11 protein-coding genes are annotated in these 16,446 nt (G+C 42.3%); 9 read left to right on the forward strand and 2 right to left on the reverse strand.

Annotated elements, in window-relative coordinates; all coding sequences use genetic code 11:
* Positions 1 to 12: 12 nt before the first annotated feature.
* Entirely contained in the window at positions 13 to 1,662 is a 1,650-nt protein-coding gene (locus tag K245_RS0103510; protein ID WP_027358192.1) for a flagellar hook-length control protein FliK, read from the reverse strand.
* A 271-nt stretch (positions 1,663 to 1,933) separates the two neighbouring features.
* Here K245_RS0103510 and K245_RS0103515 point away from each other — a divergent pair, with 271 nt between their 5' ends.
* The 9 genes from K245_RS0103515 (at position 1,934) to K245_RS26290 (ending at position 15,690) form a co-directional block, all read left to right on the forward strand.
* The gene (locus K245_RS0103515) at positions 1,934 to 3,577 is read left to right on the forward strand and encodes a DUF2868 domain-containing protein (RefSeq protein WP_027358193.1); all 1,644 of its coding nucleotides are present in this window, start codon (positions 1,934 to 1,936) and stop codon (positions 3,575 to 3,577) included.
* A complete protein-coding gene (locus K245_RS22925) occupies positions 3,567 to 5,012 on the forward strand; it encodes a GTPase/DUF3482 domain-containing protein (RefSeq protein WP_084156111.1) in 1,446 nt (481 codons plus the stop codon). The genes K245_RS0103515 and K245_RS22925 overlap by 11 nt, the downstream gene beginning before the upstream one ends.
* A 388-nt stretch (positions 5,013 to 5,400) precedes the next feature.
* Complete coding sequence (locus K245_RS0103525; protein ID WP_027358194.1) at positions 5,401 to 5,928, forward strand: shikimate kinase; 528 nt, start codon at positions 5,401 to 5,403, stop codon at positions 5,926 to 5,928.
* A gap of 219 nt (positions 5,929 to 6,147) precedes the next feature.
* Positions 6,148 to 6,882: an HD domain-containing protein gene (locus K245_RS0103530; RefSeq protein WP_156906686.1), complete on the forward strand. Its 735-nt coding sequence runs from the start codon at positions 6,148 to 6,150 to the stop codon at positions 6,880 to 6,882.
* A gap of 205 nt (positions 6,883 to 7,087) precedes the next feature.
* A complete protein-coding gene (locus K245_RS26285; RefSeq protein ID WP_051283837.1) occupies positions 7,088 to 8,845 on the forward strand; it encodes a SpoIID/LytB domain-containing protein in 1,758 nt (585 codons plus the stop codon).
* 199 nt (positions 8,846 to 9,044) lie between these two features.
* Positions 9,045 to 9,575 carry an archaeosortase/exosortase family protein gene (locus K245_RS0103540; protein ID WP_027358196.1) on the forward strand — a complete coding sequence of 177 codons (531 nt, stop codon included), beginning with the start codon at positions 9,045 to 9,047 and terminating at the stop codon, positions 9,573 to 9,575.
* The gene (locus K245_RS0103545) at positions 9,562 to 10,269 is read left to right on the forward strand and encodes an SEC-C metal-binding domain-containing protein (protein WP_084156112.1); all 708 of its coding nucleotides are present in this window, start codon (positions 9,562 to 9,564) and stop codon (positions 10,267 to 10,269) included. Before K245_RS0103540 ends, K245_RS0103545 begins: the two co-directional genes overlap by 14 nt.
* A gap of 282 nt (positions 10,270 to 10,551) precedes the next feature.
* Positions 10,552 to 12,252 carry an acyl-CoA dehydrogenase family protein gene (locus tag K245_RS0103550; RefSeq protein ID WP_027358198.1) on the forward strand — a complete coding sequence of 567 codons (1,701 nt, stop codon included), beginning with the start codon at positions 10,552 to 10,554 and terminating at the stop codon, positions 12,250 to 12,252.
* A 387-nt stretch (positions 12,253 to 12,639) separates the two neighbouring features.
* The gene (locus K245_RS26290; protein WP_051283838.1) at positions 12,640 to 15,690 is read left to right on the forward strand and encodes a PAS domain S-box protein; all 3,051 of its coding nucleotides are present in this window, start codon (positions 12,640 to 12,642) and stop codon (positions 15,688 to 15,690) included.
* 49 nt (positions 15,691 to 15,739) lie between these two features.
* Here K245_RS26290 and nth read toward each other — a convergent pair whose 3' ends face one another.
* Positions 15,740 to 16,375, reverse strand: a complete 636-nt coding sequence (nth, locus tag K245_RS0103560) for an endonuclease III (RefSeq protein WP_027358199.1) — start codon at positions 16,373 to 16,375, stop codon at positions 15,740 to 15,742.
* Positions 16,376 to 16,446 lie beyond the last annotated feature (71 nt).

Here is a 16,446-nt window from a genome sequence, read left to right on the forward strand (position 1 = left end):
CTAAAAACATTATCAGGCGGTGAGACTTACCCTGTCATCGATTGTCATATTTTCATCATCATCTGATGTTTGTGTCCCGGTTCCGTCCTGGCCGCCATCCTCACTTTTTTTGTTTTTCCGTCTTCCTGATTCCTGATGCGATTGATCTTTTAACGACGCCATTGTTTGGTCAAAATTGAAGGCAAGCTGGATATCGACCTTGTCAATCTTTATGCCGCTTTCAGCAAGGAATGCCGTGAGATCGTTTTTGTTCGCATTTAGCACTTCGGAAGCCATGCTCTTTTCCGCAATGATCTGAACTTTCACCCCTGCTTCAGAATTTTCAATTCTTATCTGCATGCGTCCCAATTCAGCCGGCTTTATCTGAAGAACTATTTCTTTTTCATTTGCGTTTATAGCTTTCAGAATGCCTTTGGCAGCCTGATTGGCTACGTACGCTGGAAGAGGTTTTTGGCTCTGCTCACCCGATAATGTTTCGGAAGAAGTCAGCTCTTTGCCTGAAATCATGTCAAAAATTCTTGCGGCAAAATCAAGACTGTCTTCTGACTTTGAGGCAATATGGTCATTTTTTTCCGAGCCCATGGTTTTTTCAACGGCAATTTCAGCCTTCACGACATTTGCTGTCTTGTCTGTCTGTGGCTGGTTTGCCTGATTTTCATGTGACTGCTTAGAGCTTTTTAGGGTTGTTGTTTTATCGGTTTTGGACTTCTGGGCATCCTCTGTTGTTTTATCCTCTTCCTTGATCTGCATTCTTGCAAGCATTGCCCTTGAAGATCCTGCCGGGTCAGAAGATGAAAGATTTACTTTTACCGCATCTACGGCCTTTGAAAATGCGTCTTTCATTATTGCTGAATTTACGGTAGTAGCTGTTGAGTCAGAAGCATTGTTTTCAAGAATTGCAATGAGTCTTCCAAGGCTCATCTTGCCGTTCCTGTCATTGCTATCAATTTCTATGCCTATCTGGTCAAGTATGTCGGATGCATTAACAGCCCCCTGGGAGTCATCCGAAAAAAGCGCAGCGCTGTTTATTTTTGAATTTTCCATTGATTTAAGCGCTTTAACAAGCTTGCCGAGATTTATGCCTTTTTCTCCATCAGTTGCGTCTTCAAGCATATTCTTGACAGTTTCAGCATCCAGCCCCATGTGGGTCAGAAGAGTCTGGAGGTATGGCTGGGCCGAGACTTCAAGAAAGAATTCATCCTTGAAATAGTCGCTGTCTTCCATTGTGTTCAGCTCGGCAAAAACTTCCTTCAGGGAAATTGTGCCGTTTGTCATTTTTGCCTTGAGAGAGGAAATTATGGTTGAAACTTTGTCAGGATCAGCGCCTGATTTAAGCAGAAGTTTTTCAATTTTTGAAAGCGCTTCCAGGTCAATCTTGCTCTCCTCAAAATTTGTAATGCCTTTTCCGATAAGGGCTTTTTTGAGGCTTTCAATTATCTGTTTGCCGCTTGCCTCAATGTTCTCTTCAATATCGTTCCCAGTTTTATTGGCAAGGGCAAGACCGGCTTTTGTCCTCACGTCCTTACCATTCGCAAGACCTTTGAGGATTGAACTGAATTCATCCCTGGTGGTTGCTTTTCCACCTGTCTTCTGGGCGGCACTGCTCCCTTTGAGAGACGCTAATATCTGACTGAAATCCGAAATATCTATTGACTGGTTCATAGTTGCCTCCCTGGCAATATCTGAAGATTCTGCAAGGTATACAGCAACCAGTATGCCAATGTTTGTCTTGTCGCATATTTGGTTTTAAATCAGTTGGTTGTATGTTGAGACTTTTATTTGGAGCGAACATAAACTGCCGGTTTCAGTAAAATTCAGATGTCTCGGGGAAAAAATTGCCTGTAGCATTTATGCAGAACTGATATAAAAAATTCATATATCATCGAGATGAGATGTTTTTCAGAAAATTTGAAACAATACTTTTGGATAACGAATGAATAATGGCTGGACATATAAAGATATAATAGATCTTGAGTACGCTTTTTTTCTGGATTCCAGAAATTCTGACCTTGGGCCTGAAGATAAAGAAAAAAGAGACAGAGGGATTTTTATCGGGCTTAAGAGCAAGGGGCTTGTGGATGACTTATCTTCTGACAGCTCTCTTGTTCTTGAATGGGCAAGGGCAATAACCGCATCTTATGGATTCAGGAAAACCCCAGGCACAGCCTTGCTGATAATATGGAAGTATTTTTTGGCTGTCATGGCTCTGGCAGGATTTGTTGCAGGGGCCTCAGCTGTGTCAGCGGTGCTTTATTATAAAGGTGAAGCGCCTGTAAATGTCGCTATTTTTCTGGCCATTACTGTTCTGCCACACTGGATTTTTCTTTTTATTCTTGGTCTGAGATTTTTTTTTAGTCTGTTTTCTGCGGAAGAAAACCGGAAATGCTATCCATTGCTTTATTTATTCATTTCCCGGGCCATTTCCTGGCTGACCCTTGGGCAGGGAAACAATTTTAGAAAAAATGGTGGAGACTCGTTTGATTCATGGATAATTAAACTCTTAAAAGTCTATTCTTCTACTTTTTTTTGGCCTATTTTGGTTCTTGCCCAGGTTTTCGGGCTTGGCGCTGGCATTGCCTCATTACTTGTGACATTTATAAAAATAGCCTTTACTGATTTAGCTTTTGGCTGGCAATCTACACTCGTCACAGCACCTGAAAAGATTCACGCTGTGGCTTCCTTTTTAGCGATCCCCTGGAAATGGCTTTTTCATGAAGGATCAGGCTTTCCTGACCTGGCGAGTGTTGAAGGATCAAGGATAATTCTCAAAGACGGAATCCTGAGCCTTTCAACTCCTGATCTTGCATCATGGTGGCCTTTTCTTTGTCTTTGCATTATTTTTTATGCTGTTATTCCGAGGCTTTTTCTTCTGCTTTCAGGATTGTGGATAGCAAATAAAAAACCGGATACTCTTGTTTTCAGTCATGCTGACTGCGCCCATCTTGTCTTTAGGATGCGCTCTCCTATATTTGACACAAGGGCTGTTGAAAAGTCTTTTGAGGATGATGAACCCACGGCTTTTGACAGAATTATTGAGGAAAAAAATGAGCCCGTTCATCAAATTGCTCATGAAATTGTCCAAAAGCCTGTTATCGAGCCTGTATCTGAATCAGATTCCCTTTCAACTCCTGCTTGCAATTCTTTAGCAAACATCAGTGTGGCAATGGTTTCAGGTGATTTCATGGATCTTGGCAGCGAGGAAAATATTATTAATGAGATTTCAAGGGTCACGGGCCATAAGGTTTCCAGAGTAATAACCTATGATCCTGAACCTGATTCAGAGAAAAAGGCTCTTGGGCAGCTTGAAGAAATTATTTCACAGCTAAGCTCTTTTTCCGTAAGTCTTATAATGGAAGCGTGGCAGCCGCCCATTATTGAAACAATGGATTTTGTAAATATGACAAGGGCTGTAGCAGGCAGGGAGAAGATTATGAACATAATCCTTACAGGCAAACCAAACAGTTCCTCCTATTTTACCAGACCAACAGACACAGACAGGATCATATGGAATGCATTCATTGGAAAGCTTGCGGATCCTTATATTTTACTAACCGAATTCGGGAAATATGATGCTTAAAGATTGCTCTCTCTGCTTTGCCATTGTAGGCCACCCCAATGAAGGCAAATCGTCCGTAGTGTCAACACTTGCAGAAGATGATTCTGTCCGGATCAGTCCATATCCCGGAGAAACCAGGATAAAGCAGGTTTTTCCCTTCAGGCTTGATGGAAAAGAAATTTTAAGATTCATAGATACCCCTGGTTTTCAGAGACCCGGAGCAGTTCTTGAATGGATAAAGGCGAGGGAAGGTCTTTCATCAGATCCAGTGGCTGATTTTATTAAAGAGTTTTCAGGAAATAAAGATTTTACTGATGAGATGGAGATTTTTGAATCAATCTCCAAAAGTTCAGGCATCATTTATGTGGCGGATTGCTCCAAGCCCCTGAGGCGTCAGGACAAATTCGAGATGGAAATTCTCCGCCTGACAGGTAGGCCAAGAATGGCTGTTCTGAACAGCAAGGAAGATGGCAGCGATTTTGTTCAGGATTGGAAAAATGAATTCATGAGGAATTTCAATTCAGTCAGAATATTCAACGCGCACAAGGCTCTATGGGTTGAACGCCTTGATCTGCTTGAATCCCTGAGGCTCATGGATCAGGCTTGGAGCGATGATCTTGCTGAAGCGATAAAGAGCCTCAAAATGGATTGGGACAGAAGAATTTCAGAAGCTTCCATGCTGATTATTGAAATGCTTGAAACATGCCTCGGATATTTTGTCGAGGAAATGGTTTCAGGTTCGTCATCCCTGGAATCATCGAAAAAAAAACTGGTTGATTCTTACAGGAAAAAAGTATCCGAGATTGAAAAAAAGACCCTTTCCTCCATACGCTCATTATTCAGGCACAGGGTTTTTGATGTGGAAATTTCTGGTTCTCCTGAAATAAATTCAGAAGATCTGTTTTCAAAATCAACTTGGAAAGTGCTTGGTCTGAACCCTGGACAGCTCGCAGCTGCTGGCGGAGCTGCCGGAGCTTCTGTCGGCGCTGTTGTGGATATTGCTGCTCACGGACTTACAATGGGCGCTTTTACGGCAATCGGCGCTATCGCCGGAGCTGCCGGAGCATGGCTCAAGGGCGAGGATATGGTCACCGCAAAAGCTGCAGGAATGCCCCTTGGAGGATATAAAGTCAAGGCAGGGCCGTGCAGAAATGTCCAGTTAATGTATGTGCTCATGGACAGAGTTATGATGTATTTCTCGCACATGATAAGAAGACCCCACGGCCTTAGATATAATCCTGTGGTTTCAGCTGTAATTGATGAGTTTTCTGAAAAAAGCTTTCTTTCAAGAAACTGGGATTCCAAAAGGAAAAAAACAGCCGCAGCATTTTTTGCTTCTTTCGGATCAGGCCAGAGACAGAGTCAGATTCATAGTCATAGTCATAGACGGCCAGAAATCAGGGACGAAATGGATTCATTGATCAGGGCCGTGCTTGGGGAAATCTGCGGTAATTGATGGATTCTTTTATGCGGCCTACCTGATTTCCAGTTAATAAAGGCCTCCGGCGGGTCGCTTTTTGGAAAAAGCTCCGCAAAAACTTTAGGGTGCCTCTAAAAATTAGAATTTTTGATGTGGAAGCAAGGAAGCGGCGCACGGAGAACCGGAGTTTATGCGGTATAAATGAGGATTCGAGTACGACGCTGACGCTGCTAACGCGCAAAAAGACTATTTTTAGAGGTACCCCTTTATGGTTTTTGTCTGGGTGTAAAAATAATAATATTTTCAAAGCTTTATGGATGTTTAGATTCGTGGGTCGAATTAGAGCGCCCTTTGCTCGTAATCCGACATTCAGCTGAGCATAGCCACTTTATCTGTATAATTTATAGGGAATCAGGGAGATCAAATGTCGGATGATACAGCCATAAATATAGTCCTGATCGGCATGCCAGCTGCAGGAAAAAGTACGTCCGGGATTCTGCTTGCCAAAAAAGCCGGATATGGTTTTGTTGATACCGACATCCTCATTCAGACCAGAACAGGGAAAATGCTCAGTGATATTCTTGCGGAATCAGGCATAGAAGGTTTTCTTGAAACAGAGGAACAGGCAGCCCTTAGCATTAACGGAAAAACCATGGTCATTGCCACCGGCGGAAGCATGGTCTACAGTGAAAAGGCGATGGACTTCCTTAAACGGGGCAGGTCAATTGCAGTTTATCTGAAGCAGGATCTTGACAGGCTTTTGAAAAGAATGGGCGATCCAGGAATAAGGGGCGTTGTCTGTCCCCACGGTAAAAGCATCCAAGATCTTTATGCTGAGAGGCATCCTTTATATATGAAATATGCCGATTTTATAATCGAATGCGGAGAGAAGCTTCCTGATGTTGTTTCCGAGGAAATTCTCAGGGGATCTGCATCTTTTTTTAATAACTGATCCCAATTCCAAATCAAAGCGCTATCTACGTTGGCATCGTCGTCAGCTCCTCAACGTACAAACAACGTACGTTTGCGTCGCTTCCTCCTTGCCGCCTTGATTTCATCTTTGATTTGAAAATGGAATTCAACAAATCCTATTTAATCTGATTAAATCCGGGGCTTTCTAATTTTGGAACTATTCTTTGATTTAAAAAAAAGATTTGATGAATACTTGCGGATGTTTGATACAGAAGATCCTTTGGATTCGAATGCAATAAAGCTGAAAGTAATTCATTCCATCAGGGTTGCAAATCAGATTCTTCATCTTGGGAAAATCCTTGGTCTTGATCCTGAAAAACTCGAAATAGCCCGAATTGTCGGACTTTTCCATGACATAGGACGTTTCAGGCAGTATGCTGTTTACAAGACATTTAAAGATTCAAAATCCGAGAATCACGCTCTTCTTGGTTTGACAGAGATAGACAGGTTTGATCTTTTTTCTGGAATGCCTGATGCAAAGGCTCATAAAATCAGAATAGCCATAGGGAATCATAATATTATAAAACTGCCTGATATTAGTGATCCTGATACCAGATTTCTTTCCATGCTACTTAGGGACGCTGACAAGCTCGATATCTGGCGGGTTATGATTGCTCATGTCAAAAAAGCCAGTACCGGGCGTCAGGATCCCGTCACCCAGAATCTTCCCCTTGGCGATAATGTATCGCTAAAGCTTCTTGAGTATCTTGACACTGGAACGCCAATACCTCTTTCAGAGGTTGAAAATGTTAATGATTACAAATTGTTTTTGCTGAGCTGGTTTTTTGATCTTAATTTCAGACCAAGTATTGAGGCTGCACTAAGAAGAAAGATAATAACGCAGTTGTCCGATACCCTGCCAGCTTCTGATAATTTAAAGAAGAGTGTGGCCAGGCTTGAAAAAAGGCTTGGAGAGATGGTTCATGCTTTTTGATAGATAGTTGATTTTAAAGGTGAAAATTTGTTTGAATCCGAAAAGATGACATTTTTGCCTCTCCATATGCATATATAAGGAATGGTTATTGCTTTTGTAATCATTAACTGCGGGATTTATCTCTGGAACAGATGGGAGTTGTTCATTGGGCTATTTTGTCTGTGCCTGCAAATACAGTGGTTTTTAAGCAATTCACAGAGAAAAGATGGATATGCAAAGATATTTAAAAATTTTGATCGCTGCGTTTTTTTTGACAGTGCTTCTTTGCGTCCCTGTTTTTTCTCTTGAAAGCGAAGATTCTTCGCCAGATGAAGCCCCTGCCGTCTCCAGCGGGAATGTGAAGACTAATGCTCCGGCTCGGATAGTGCCTGCATCAGGAGGAGACTCCCTGTTTCCTGTGAAGGGCCGTTCAGGTGTCCCTTATACGAGGGGAAGCAGCATGAGAAACTCCATGAGTCAGGGATTATCCGCTGTTCGTCAGCCATCACCAGGCAATGTTTCTCCAAGGGCCAATCAAAACAAGGCTAATTTTTCAACCTCGTCACTTTCACCTGAAAAGCTTAGGGACGCATATACTTCCGGGTATGCAAGAAGTCCTGTTTCGCCATATGCCGGACTTCCTGGAAGACTCAGAAATGCAGAGCCTTTCCTCATGGAAAAACCTGAATGGGACAAGAAATACAAGACAAATTCCTTCAAAGGCTCACGGCCTGTTGATCTTTCGCTGAATCCGGCACTTATGAACAACGCCTCTTCCGGGAACCCTAATGCCGCAGCTTCAAGGCCGTGGTCTCCAAAATCAGTTGTAATCGAAAAAAATACTCCTGAGTCATCATCTGTTGACAGTGATGTCCCGTCTGTTGTCAATGCCCAGAATGTGAGAATTCTCCTTAAAAGAGTTTCCGGAAGCATTACTGTGGAGACAAGCGCCGGTATTCTTGTTTCAGGAGGCGAAGACACAGTCGGCGTCACAAGGGTAAGCGGCAAGATCATTATAGATGCCAAGGATGATAAAATAGTATCTGAAGACAGAACTCTCGGTGAAAAAATTTGTCAGATAAAGCCCTCAACATCGGGCATAAAGATCGATGGCAAGCCATACAGGGGGTATCTGACCTTGTACGCCGAAGGCAATACCCTTACGGTTGTAAACAGTCTTCCCATGGAAGCTTATCTTCTTGGGGTCGTGCCTGCTGAAATGCCTTCAAGCTGGGGAGAGGAAGCCTTAAAGGCCCAGGCTGTGGCTTCAAGATCCTATGCTGTATTTCACTTGCAGGATAACGGCGATGACAGGCTCTGGGATCTTGAAGATACAGAGACTGATCAGGTCTATGGAGGTATGGATTCCGAAAAACCCCAGGCCACCCTTGCCATTTATGCCACAAAGGGTCAGATTATTCTTTATGGCGGACGTCCGGCAGAAGCTCTTTTTCATGCTGACAGCGGAGGTTATACGGACAGCCCCGGAGATGTATGGAAAAAGGATTACCCATATTTAAGAAGCGTAAACGATCGCTTTACTTCGGCAGGAGGCCCTTTTAAATGGGAGTATTTTGTTCCTGCCGACAAGTTTTTCAGCAGGCTCCGCAGCGCAGGGATAAAAGCTGGTTCAGAAGACGAGGTTAAAATTTCGGAAAAAACTGCATCTGGCAGGGTTATGCAGGTTGCTGTGGGCGATTCCCTTGTGCCTGGAAACAGACTCAGGCAGATTCTTGATCCAAAGGAAATGAAGAGTGCCAAATATGAAGTAAAAGAATACGGCGGCGGATTCCTTTTCTCAGGAAAAGGATATGGCCACGGAGTCGGCCTCAGCCAGAATGGCGCAAAACAGATGGCTGAAATGGGCTATTCTTATCAATCTATCCTTAAATTCTATTACAAGGGAGTCCGCATAGGAAGGATGAATTCGGTGCTTTACGCAGGTCGCGACAATCCTTACAGGAAAAAAGAAATATATCAGTAATTATAGTTCAAAGAATAAACATTGGATAAAGTATGTGGCTTTTTTATCGGACTGTTTGTATAAGTTTTTAGCCCAAGTTTTTGAGCTTTTGGCGTAAAAACAAGCCCTACGGATGGCCATGCAAATTGCCCCAATAATGGGTTGATGTTATGTCTGATTAGATCAGGTATGCAGTATTCTTAGCAAGTTCTGGATTCCAATGAAGTCTAAACAAAAACTAGAAAGTGTCAGATTCGTTATTCTTTTTTTTGCAGCTTTTGCTGTTCTTCAGCTTACTATCTTTATCTCTGCAAAAAAGATTGAGCCGTACATAGCAGAGGCTCTTCACGTAAAGCCCATATGTCATATTATTTCTATACTTACTTCTTCTGTTCCTGTTTCCCAGAATGGAATAAACATCGTGTCTTCAAATTTCAGCCTTTCGGTGGATTCTGCCTGCAATGGCCTTGATGCAATCCTTTTGGTTGTTTCAGCGATTATTGCTTTCAGGTCAAATATCCTGAAAAAAATTGCGGGGATCATTTTAGGCAGTCTGTTTCTTTATGCGTTTAATATTTTAAGAATCCTGTTTCTTTTCTATTCCAATGCCTTTGCTCCGGACTTCTTTGATTTTCTGCACGTTTACGCTGGCCAGACCCTCGCAGTCATAGTAGGCGTAGCTTTTTTCTTTTTGTGGGCTTCATGGTCGACTTCCGAAAATATGGTATCACGGGTTGATGATGAGAATTAATGAGCTGGCGCAGGGCAAGCTTTTAAGGATTTTCGGATTATTTGTTCTGAGTTATTTTTTGATCTCCATTATTCTTTATTTCTCTACGCCCTTTCTTTCAAGGTTGATGTTGCCTTTCTTTGAGTTTGCCACTGAAAGAGTATCAATGGATTATGATGTCCGGAACTGCTATTACGAAAAAAATCCTGACCGGATCACTTTTGAAGTGAATGTAAACCGGATGGTTTCCATTTCTTCCAAAGGGAAGCGCTACGAATCTTTTTCACTTAAGGAATCATTGAGATCCGAAATAATCGGCATTCATTTTTTACTGGTCTTTTCTCTTTTATCAGTATGGCCTGGTCTTTTGCCAAAGACAAGAATCCGTCTTTTTCTGATTTTAATTCCTGTGCTTGTTTTTCTGACTTCATTCGACGCAGCTTTTACTCTCAGCGGTAGGATTGAAGGATATTATAATGCCCTTGTTTCTGGAAAAGCCATTTCTACGGATCATTATTCCGCAGAAACAGGGTTTGCTGGTCATTTGATTATAAAAGGCGGAAGGCATATTACTTCACTTGCAGTTTTTTTTGTAAGTCTGTATCTTGTCAGAAAAAAAACTAAACTCCCTGTCTCAGGAGTTGAAAGAAACAGCTCCTGTCCATGCGGAAGCGGCAGAAAATACAAGAAATGCTGTATGAAGAACGTATCCTGAACCTATGTTTTAAGTTTCCTCAATCACCCTTATTATTTCAAAATTTGTTTTTACACTTGTTTAAGTCTTAGTTGCTGAGTCTTAAATGCTTTTTTAGCCCATAATTTCATAGAAGCAAAAGCTCATGTTTTTCCATTTATAAATTTGATCAAGCTTTTGTTGTGTTTGTTCCAAATCACTGAATTTTTACTTGCACGCAATTAGATTGTGTGTAATTGATTTTGTAATTCGATGAAAAAATAGGCTTTTTACGCCAAAATCAAACCCCAACGGAGGAAAAAAATGATCCTTTTCAATCCAAAACTCCACAATAGAAAATATTCGGACGAAAAAACAAAGAACCTCATGCAGAAGACCATAGATTTCCTTGAAGCCAAAGGTCTCAAGTCAATCAAGAAGGATTGGCATGAGAAGAAATGGAATTTCGACTTTGTGGAATTCATGAAGGAAAATCAGGCTTTTGCCACACTCATGACCCCAAAGGGTTATGGCCCTGAAGATTCAAGATGGGATTCGTACAGAAACTCGGCTTTCGCGGAAATCACAGGCTTTTACGGAATCACCTACTGGTACACATTTCAGGTTTCAATGCTCGGCCTCGGGCCTGTCTGGCTTGGGTCAAACGAGGAAGTAAAACAAAAGACTGTAAGGCTTCTTCAGGAAGGCCGTGTTTTCGCTTTTGGTCTTTCAGAAAAGGAACACGGCGCAGATATATATTCAACAGACATGATGCTCTATCCCCAGGCTGACGGAACATACAAGGCTAACGGCGACAAATACTACATCGGAAACGGCAACGAGGCAGCTCTTGTCTCTACATTTGCAAAGATGGCTGACACCGGCGAATATGTGTGGTTCAACGTAGATTCAAAGCATCCAAACTATGAGCTCATCAAAAATACTGTAAACGAGCAGAATTATGTTTCTGAATATGCTCTTCACGACTATCCGATCACAGAAGCTGACATAATGGAAAAGGGTGACAAGGCATGGGACAATATGCTCAACACCATCAACTTCTGCAAATTCAACCTCGGATGGGGCGCAATCGGAATGTGTACACATGCATTCTATGAAGCGATTGACCATGCCGCAAACAGAAATGTCTACGGTAAATGGGTAACCGATTTTCCCCATGTAAGAAGACTCTTTGTCGATGCCTATTCTCGTCTCTGCGCCATGAAGATCTTCTCCGAGCGCGCCATTGACTATATGAGAAGCGCTTCAGCCGATGACAGACGCTATCTTCTTTACAATCCAATGGTTAAAATGAAGGTTACATCAGAAGGCGAGCATGTAATCAACCATCTCTGGGACATCATTGCAGCCAAGGGTTTTGAAAAAGAGCCATTCTTTGAAGTTGCCGCACATGAAATCAGAATGCTTCCAAAGCTTGAAGGAACAGTCCATGTTAACATGGCTCTCATCATCAAGTTCATGAACAACTACTTCTTCAACGCAAAGGAATTTCCTGCGCTTCCAAAGAGAATGGATACAGGAAACGACGATTTCCTTTTCAATCAGGGCGCCACAAAGGGCCTGAGTTCGGTTCAGTTCCATGATTACAGCATAGCCTACAACAGCGTAAATCTTCCGAATGTCAATGTTTTCAAGCAGCAGATCGAGGCTTTCAAGGCTTTCCTTGTGAAAGCGACTCCTGACAAGAATCAGGCAAAAGACATCGACTATCTACTCTCGCTTGGTGATTGCTTTACCCTCGTTGCTTATGGCCAGCTTATCCTTGAAAACAAGCCTCTCATGGAAGTTGAAGATGACCTTGTAGATCAGATTTTTGATGTAATGATCAGGGATTTCTCGAAATTTGCCATTGATATTCATACCAAGCCAAGCAATTCTGACAAGCAGAAGGAAATGGCCCTTGGAATGATCAAGGCTCCGGTTCCGAATCCTGAAAGATTCAACCGCATCTGGGAAAAAGAAGTTTACGCCCTTAAAGGTCAGTACAAGATGAACGATGAATAATTGACAATGTCGCAAAAAGTCCTATTATCGTTATTCCGGCGCAGCCCGAAACCCAGAAGTTACTGAAGTTACTGGATCCCGGATCAAGTCCGGCATGACGTCGATGCCTTTTGGGACTTTTTGTGAGTTCATCAATAATTAACATTTTCTATGATTTTATTTTGGGCGCTGGTACCCAGCGCCCAAACAATAATAATCATTCCTCCATTCCCAATTTTATTTGTATATTTTTTACATATGCGAATAAATCTTCCATTTTCTGTTGATTTCAGCTTATATTGCCGGATTAAAAAACGTCGTTCCTAAACAATTAAGATCTTGTTTAATGCCATATTTTTTTATGGTGTAATTTGTCTGTTATCTGTTTGATGCTGTGTGGCCGGTATTATGAAACGCCTTCATTCTAAAAAAAAACATAAATCTGAAGTCTGTACACCTAAAATGGTTGCCTGTTTAAAAAAGCGAATCAGTGATCTCGAAGAAGCAGAAAAAGAACGTGACAAGGCCCTTGATTCCTTGCGCCTTTCGGAAAAAATGTTTTCCAAGATTCTTACTTTTAGCCCTGACTCAATAATAATCAGCTCGATGGCAGATGGAAGATATATAAATGTAAATGACAGCTTTCTCAACGCTGTCGGTTTTAAGCGTGAAGATCTGATAGGAAACACTTCCATATCTCTTAATATATGGGACGAATCATCAGAGAGAGACAAATTTATAGAGACATTGCTTGAAAACGGCTTTGTACAGAATTTCGAGGCAAAATTCAGAAAGAGCAGCGGATGCGTCGGCACAGTCCTCATGTCGGCTGAAATGGTTGATATCGACGGAGAGCGCTGCCTCATAACTCTTTCCAAGGATATTACCGACAGAAAAAAGGCCGAGATCGCACTAAGAGACAGTGAACAGAGGCTAAGAACCATCTTTGAGACAAGCCCTGACGCCATAATAATGACAACCATGGGAGACGATGAAATCCTGGAGTTCAATCAGGTTTTTCTGGATATTTCAGGGTACACAAGGGCCGAAATAGAGTCAGGATCCATACGGCTAACAGACAGGCTGCTTGACATAAGCGGGTATCGTGTCTTCAGGGAAAAACTTGGGAAAGACGGCTTTGTAAGAAATCTAGAATTCCAGTTTTCAAGATGTGACGGAGTCGTGAAAACAGGTCTCATTTCAGCCCGTATGGTGACGATTAACGGCTCTGCCTGCGTATTATCGATCATAAAAGATATTGATGATCTTAAGCAAGTAAGGCTTGAAATAGAGTGCCAGAAAGCCAAGCTTGCCGAGTCCAAGAGAAAAATCGAAAAACTCTCGCTTCAGACCGAACAGTTCAGCCTTGCTGCTGCGTCCATGATAACAATGAAGGACGAGGATGAGTTCTTTGTAAGAATCAGCAAGGCAATAGCTGAATATTCAGATTTTAACAGGGTCGTGATTTTTTATTTCAAAGAATCATTCCCATATAGGGATATTATTGGATCCGAAGGCTTCTCAGAGGAAGAAATAAAGATTATTTCCGGTCTTGAAGCAAGAAAAGACTGGTTTTCTAGGATATTTGAGGTTGGCTCCAAGGTTGGGCAGTTTTCTTTCCATATAAATCCAAGGGCTCTGCTTTCGGAATATCCGGGCCTTGTCATGCCTGGAAGCCCTCCGTGCAATCCTGTGTCTTCCGGCTGGAATAAGGATGACTGCCTCTTTGTCAGGCTGAGTGACCAGAAGGGCAATTCTGCCGGATTCATATGCGTGGATGGCTCCAAGTCGGGTTTAATGCCTACTGATGACATGGTCAGGCCCCTTGAAATATTTGCCAGCCTCATAGCTCAGATAATCATTTCAAGAAAAATTCATGAGGAAAGGATCAAATCAGAGATCAGATACAGAACGATTCTTGAAAAGATAGATGATCCCTATTTTGAGCTTGATCTTGAAGGTAATTATAGCTTTTACAATACAGCTCTCAATAATACTCTCGGCTATTCTGACTTAGAGTTACTGAATTCGAATTTTAAAAACCATCTCCCCCAAGACGATGTTGAATCCGTTTGCTCAGAGATATTTTCCCTGAAGAGCGCCAAGACCATTCAATATGAAATTGTCAAAAAGGGCGGACGTATTATCCCCGTTGAGACTCATTTCTCTGTAATTGAGGATTCGGATGGAATCCCTGTGGGATACAGAGGTATCTCCAGAGATATTTCCATGCATAAGCAGGTCGAGTCTGAGCTGACCAAGGCCAAGGATACGGCAGAGGCGACTGGACGGGCCCAGCGGAGCTTTCTTGCAAATATAAGCCATGAAATAAGAACTCCCCTCAGCGGCGTAATCGGCATGTGCAAGCTTATGATGGATACTTCTCTGACTAACGAGCAGCAGGAGTATATTGGCTCGCTTAACGAGTCTGCCGATTTTTTGATGAATGTTATCAATGACGTACTCGATTTTTCAAAGCTTCAGGCCGGGCAGTTTACTTTGGAAAAGAGCGAATTCTCTGTTTATGATATTGTCAACAGGGCAGTCATGATCCTTAAAAATCAGGCGATGCAGAAGGGGCTTGATACTCATATTGTGGTATCTCCTGATGTGCCTGAAAGAATTTATGGAGATGCCGGACGTATTGGGCAGATTCTTGTCAATATTGTAGGCAATGCCATCAAGTTTACGGATACAGGCCATATCGAGATCAGCGTTGAACTTTCTGAAAATACTGACGATGACCTTTTATTGAAGTTCAGGGTTAAAGATACCGGCATAGGCATTCCTTTTGAAAAAATGAACAAGCTTTTCAGACCTTTTTCCCAGATTGATGCCTCGTTGACGCGTCATTATAGGGGAACCGGACTCGGACTTGCCATCTCACGGCAGCTGGCGGAGCTTATGGGCGGCACCATAGGTGTAAAAAGCAATATTGGAAGCGGTTCTACCTTCTGGTTTACTGTGAAGGTGAAAAAGGCGGCTTTGAATTTAGTAAAGCAAAAAGACCCGGAAATTAAGGACAGGCCATATTCAAGGCCTGTTGAATACGTGGCTGATTCCGTATCAGATGCTGATGGCAAGAAGAAGATTCTTATTGCGGAAGACAATGAAATTAATCAGCTTCTTGTAAAGAAATACATGGAAAAACTGGGTTTTTTCAGCAAGTGCGCAAGAAACGGCAGAGCCGCGATCGATATGCTGAAAATCGAGGACTTTGATCTTGTTTTAATGGATCTCCAGATGCCTGAGATGAGCGGAATAGACGCAACAAAAGCTATCAGGGGCGGAAGTTTCGGCGTCTTAAGAAAAGATATTCCAATAATAGCCGTAACTGCCCACGCCATGAAAGAAGACAGGGACAGGTGTCTTGCTGTCGGCATGAACGACTATATTTCAAAGCCCATAACCCTCCAGGCGCTTTCAGAAGTAATTTACAAATTTATACCCAAAGATTGATGTATGAAATGTAGCGTTGCAAAAACGCTCCCTGAAGTATTGTTTTTTGTCAGGCCTTGCTACCCGGATACGGGCAGACTTCAAGGAGATAGCATTCTTCGCACAAAGGCTTTCTGGCCTTGCACGGCCCCCTGCCAGTCATAATCAGTTCAAGGGAAAAGTCATTCCACCTTGATTTCGGGATAATTTTCATCAGATCCTTTTCGATCTGCTCCGGGTTTTTGCTTTTTGTGAGTCCAAGTCGACCGGCAATTCTTCCGACATGGGTATCCACAACCATGCCAGGGATTCCGAACGCCATTCCAAGAACAACATTCGCTGTTTTTCTGCCAACTCCGGGAAGAGAAACGAGTTTTTCAAGTTCAGCAGGAACTTCGCTCCCATATTTTTCAACCAGCATTGCAGAACAGCTTTTTATGTTTTTAGCCTTATTATGATAGAATCCTGTCGATTTTATAAGTTTCTCTATCTCTGTGATGTCTGCCTTCATAAGACTTTCGGGATCAGGGAAAGCTGCAAAAAGGGCAGGGGTTGTCAGATTAACCTGTCTGTCAGTACACTGGGCAGACAGTATTGTCGCTATAAGAAGCTCGAAAGGGTTCTTATGGTCAAGCTGGGTATTGACATTGGGGTATTGTGACTTTAGGATGCCCAGGATTTTTTCAATTCTTTCTTTTTTTTTCATGTAGAAAATCCGTACGGTTATTTTTGGATTTTTGTAACTTATTACCTGTTTTTATAAAAGCAATAGATCTA

The organism is Desulforegula conservatrix Mb1Pa (assembly GCF_000426225.1).
GTDB lineage: Bacteria > Desulfobacterota > Desulfobacteria > Desulfobacterales > Desulforegulaceae > Desulforegula > Desulforegula conservatrix.

What these genes read in the sequence shown, in the direction of transcription:
- K245_RS0103510 (WP_027358192.1), bottom strand. Translation starts at nt 1,662, where the DNA reads ATGAACCAGTCAATAGATATTTCGGATTTCAGTCAGATATTAGCGTCT.
- K245_RS0103515 (WP_027358193.1), top strand. Translation starts at nt 1,934, where the DNA reads ATGAATAATGGCTGGACATATAAAGATATAATAGATCTTGAGTACGCT.
- K245_RS22925 (WP_084156111.1), top strand. Translation starts at nt 3,567, where the DNA reads ATGATGCTTAAAGATTGCTCTCTCTGCTTTGCCATTGTAGGCCACCCC.
- K245_RS0103525 (WP_027358194.1), top strand. Translation starts at nt 5,401, where the DNA reads ATGTCGGATGATACAGCCATAAATATAGTCCTGATCGGCATGCCAGCT.
- K245_RS0103530 (WP_156906686.1), top strand. Translation starts at nt 6,148, where the DNA reads ATGTTTGATACAGAAGATCCTTTGGATTCGAATGCAATAAAGCTGAAA.
- K245_RS26285 (WP_051283837.1), top strand. Translation starts at nt 7,088, where the DNA reads ATGGATATGCAAAGATATTTAAAAATTTTGATCGCTGCGTTTTTTTTG.
- K245_RS0103540 (WP_027358196.1), top strand. Translation starts at nt 9,045, where the DNA reads ATGAAGTCTAAACAAAAACTAGAAAGTGTCAGATTCGTTATTCTTTTT.
- K245_RS0103545 (WP_084156112.1), top strand. Translation starts at nt 9,562, where the DNA reads ATGATGAGAATTAATGAGCTGGCGCAGGGCAAGCTTTTAAGGATTTTC.
- K245_RS0103550 (WP_027358198.1), top strand. Translation starts at nt 10,552, where the DNA reads ATGATCCTTTTCAATCCAAAACTCCACAATAGAAAATATTCGGACGAA.
- K245_RS26290 (WP_051283838.1), top strand. Translation starts at nt 12,640, where the DNA reads ATGAAACGCCTTCATTCTAAAAAAAAACATAAATCTGAAGTCTGTACA.
- nth (WP_027358199.1), bottom strand. Translation starts at nt 16,375, where the DNA reads ATGAAAAAAAAAGAAAGAATTGAAAAAATCCTGGGCATCCTAAAGTCA.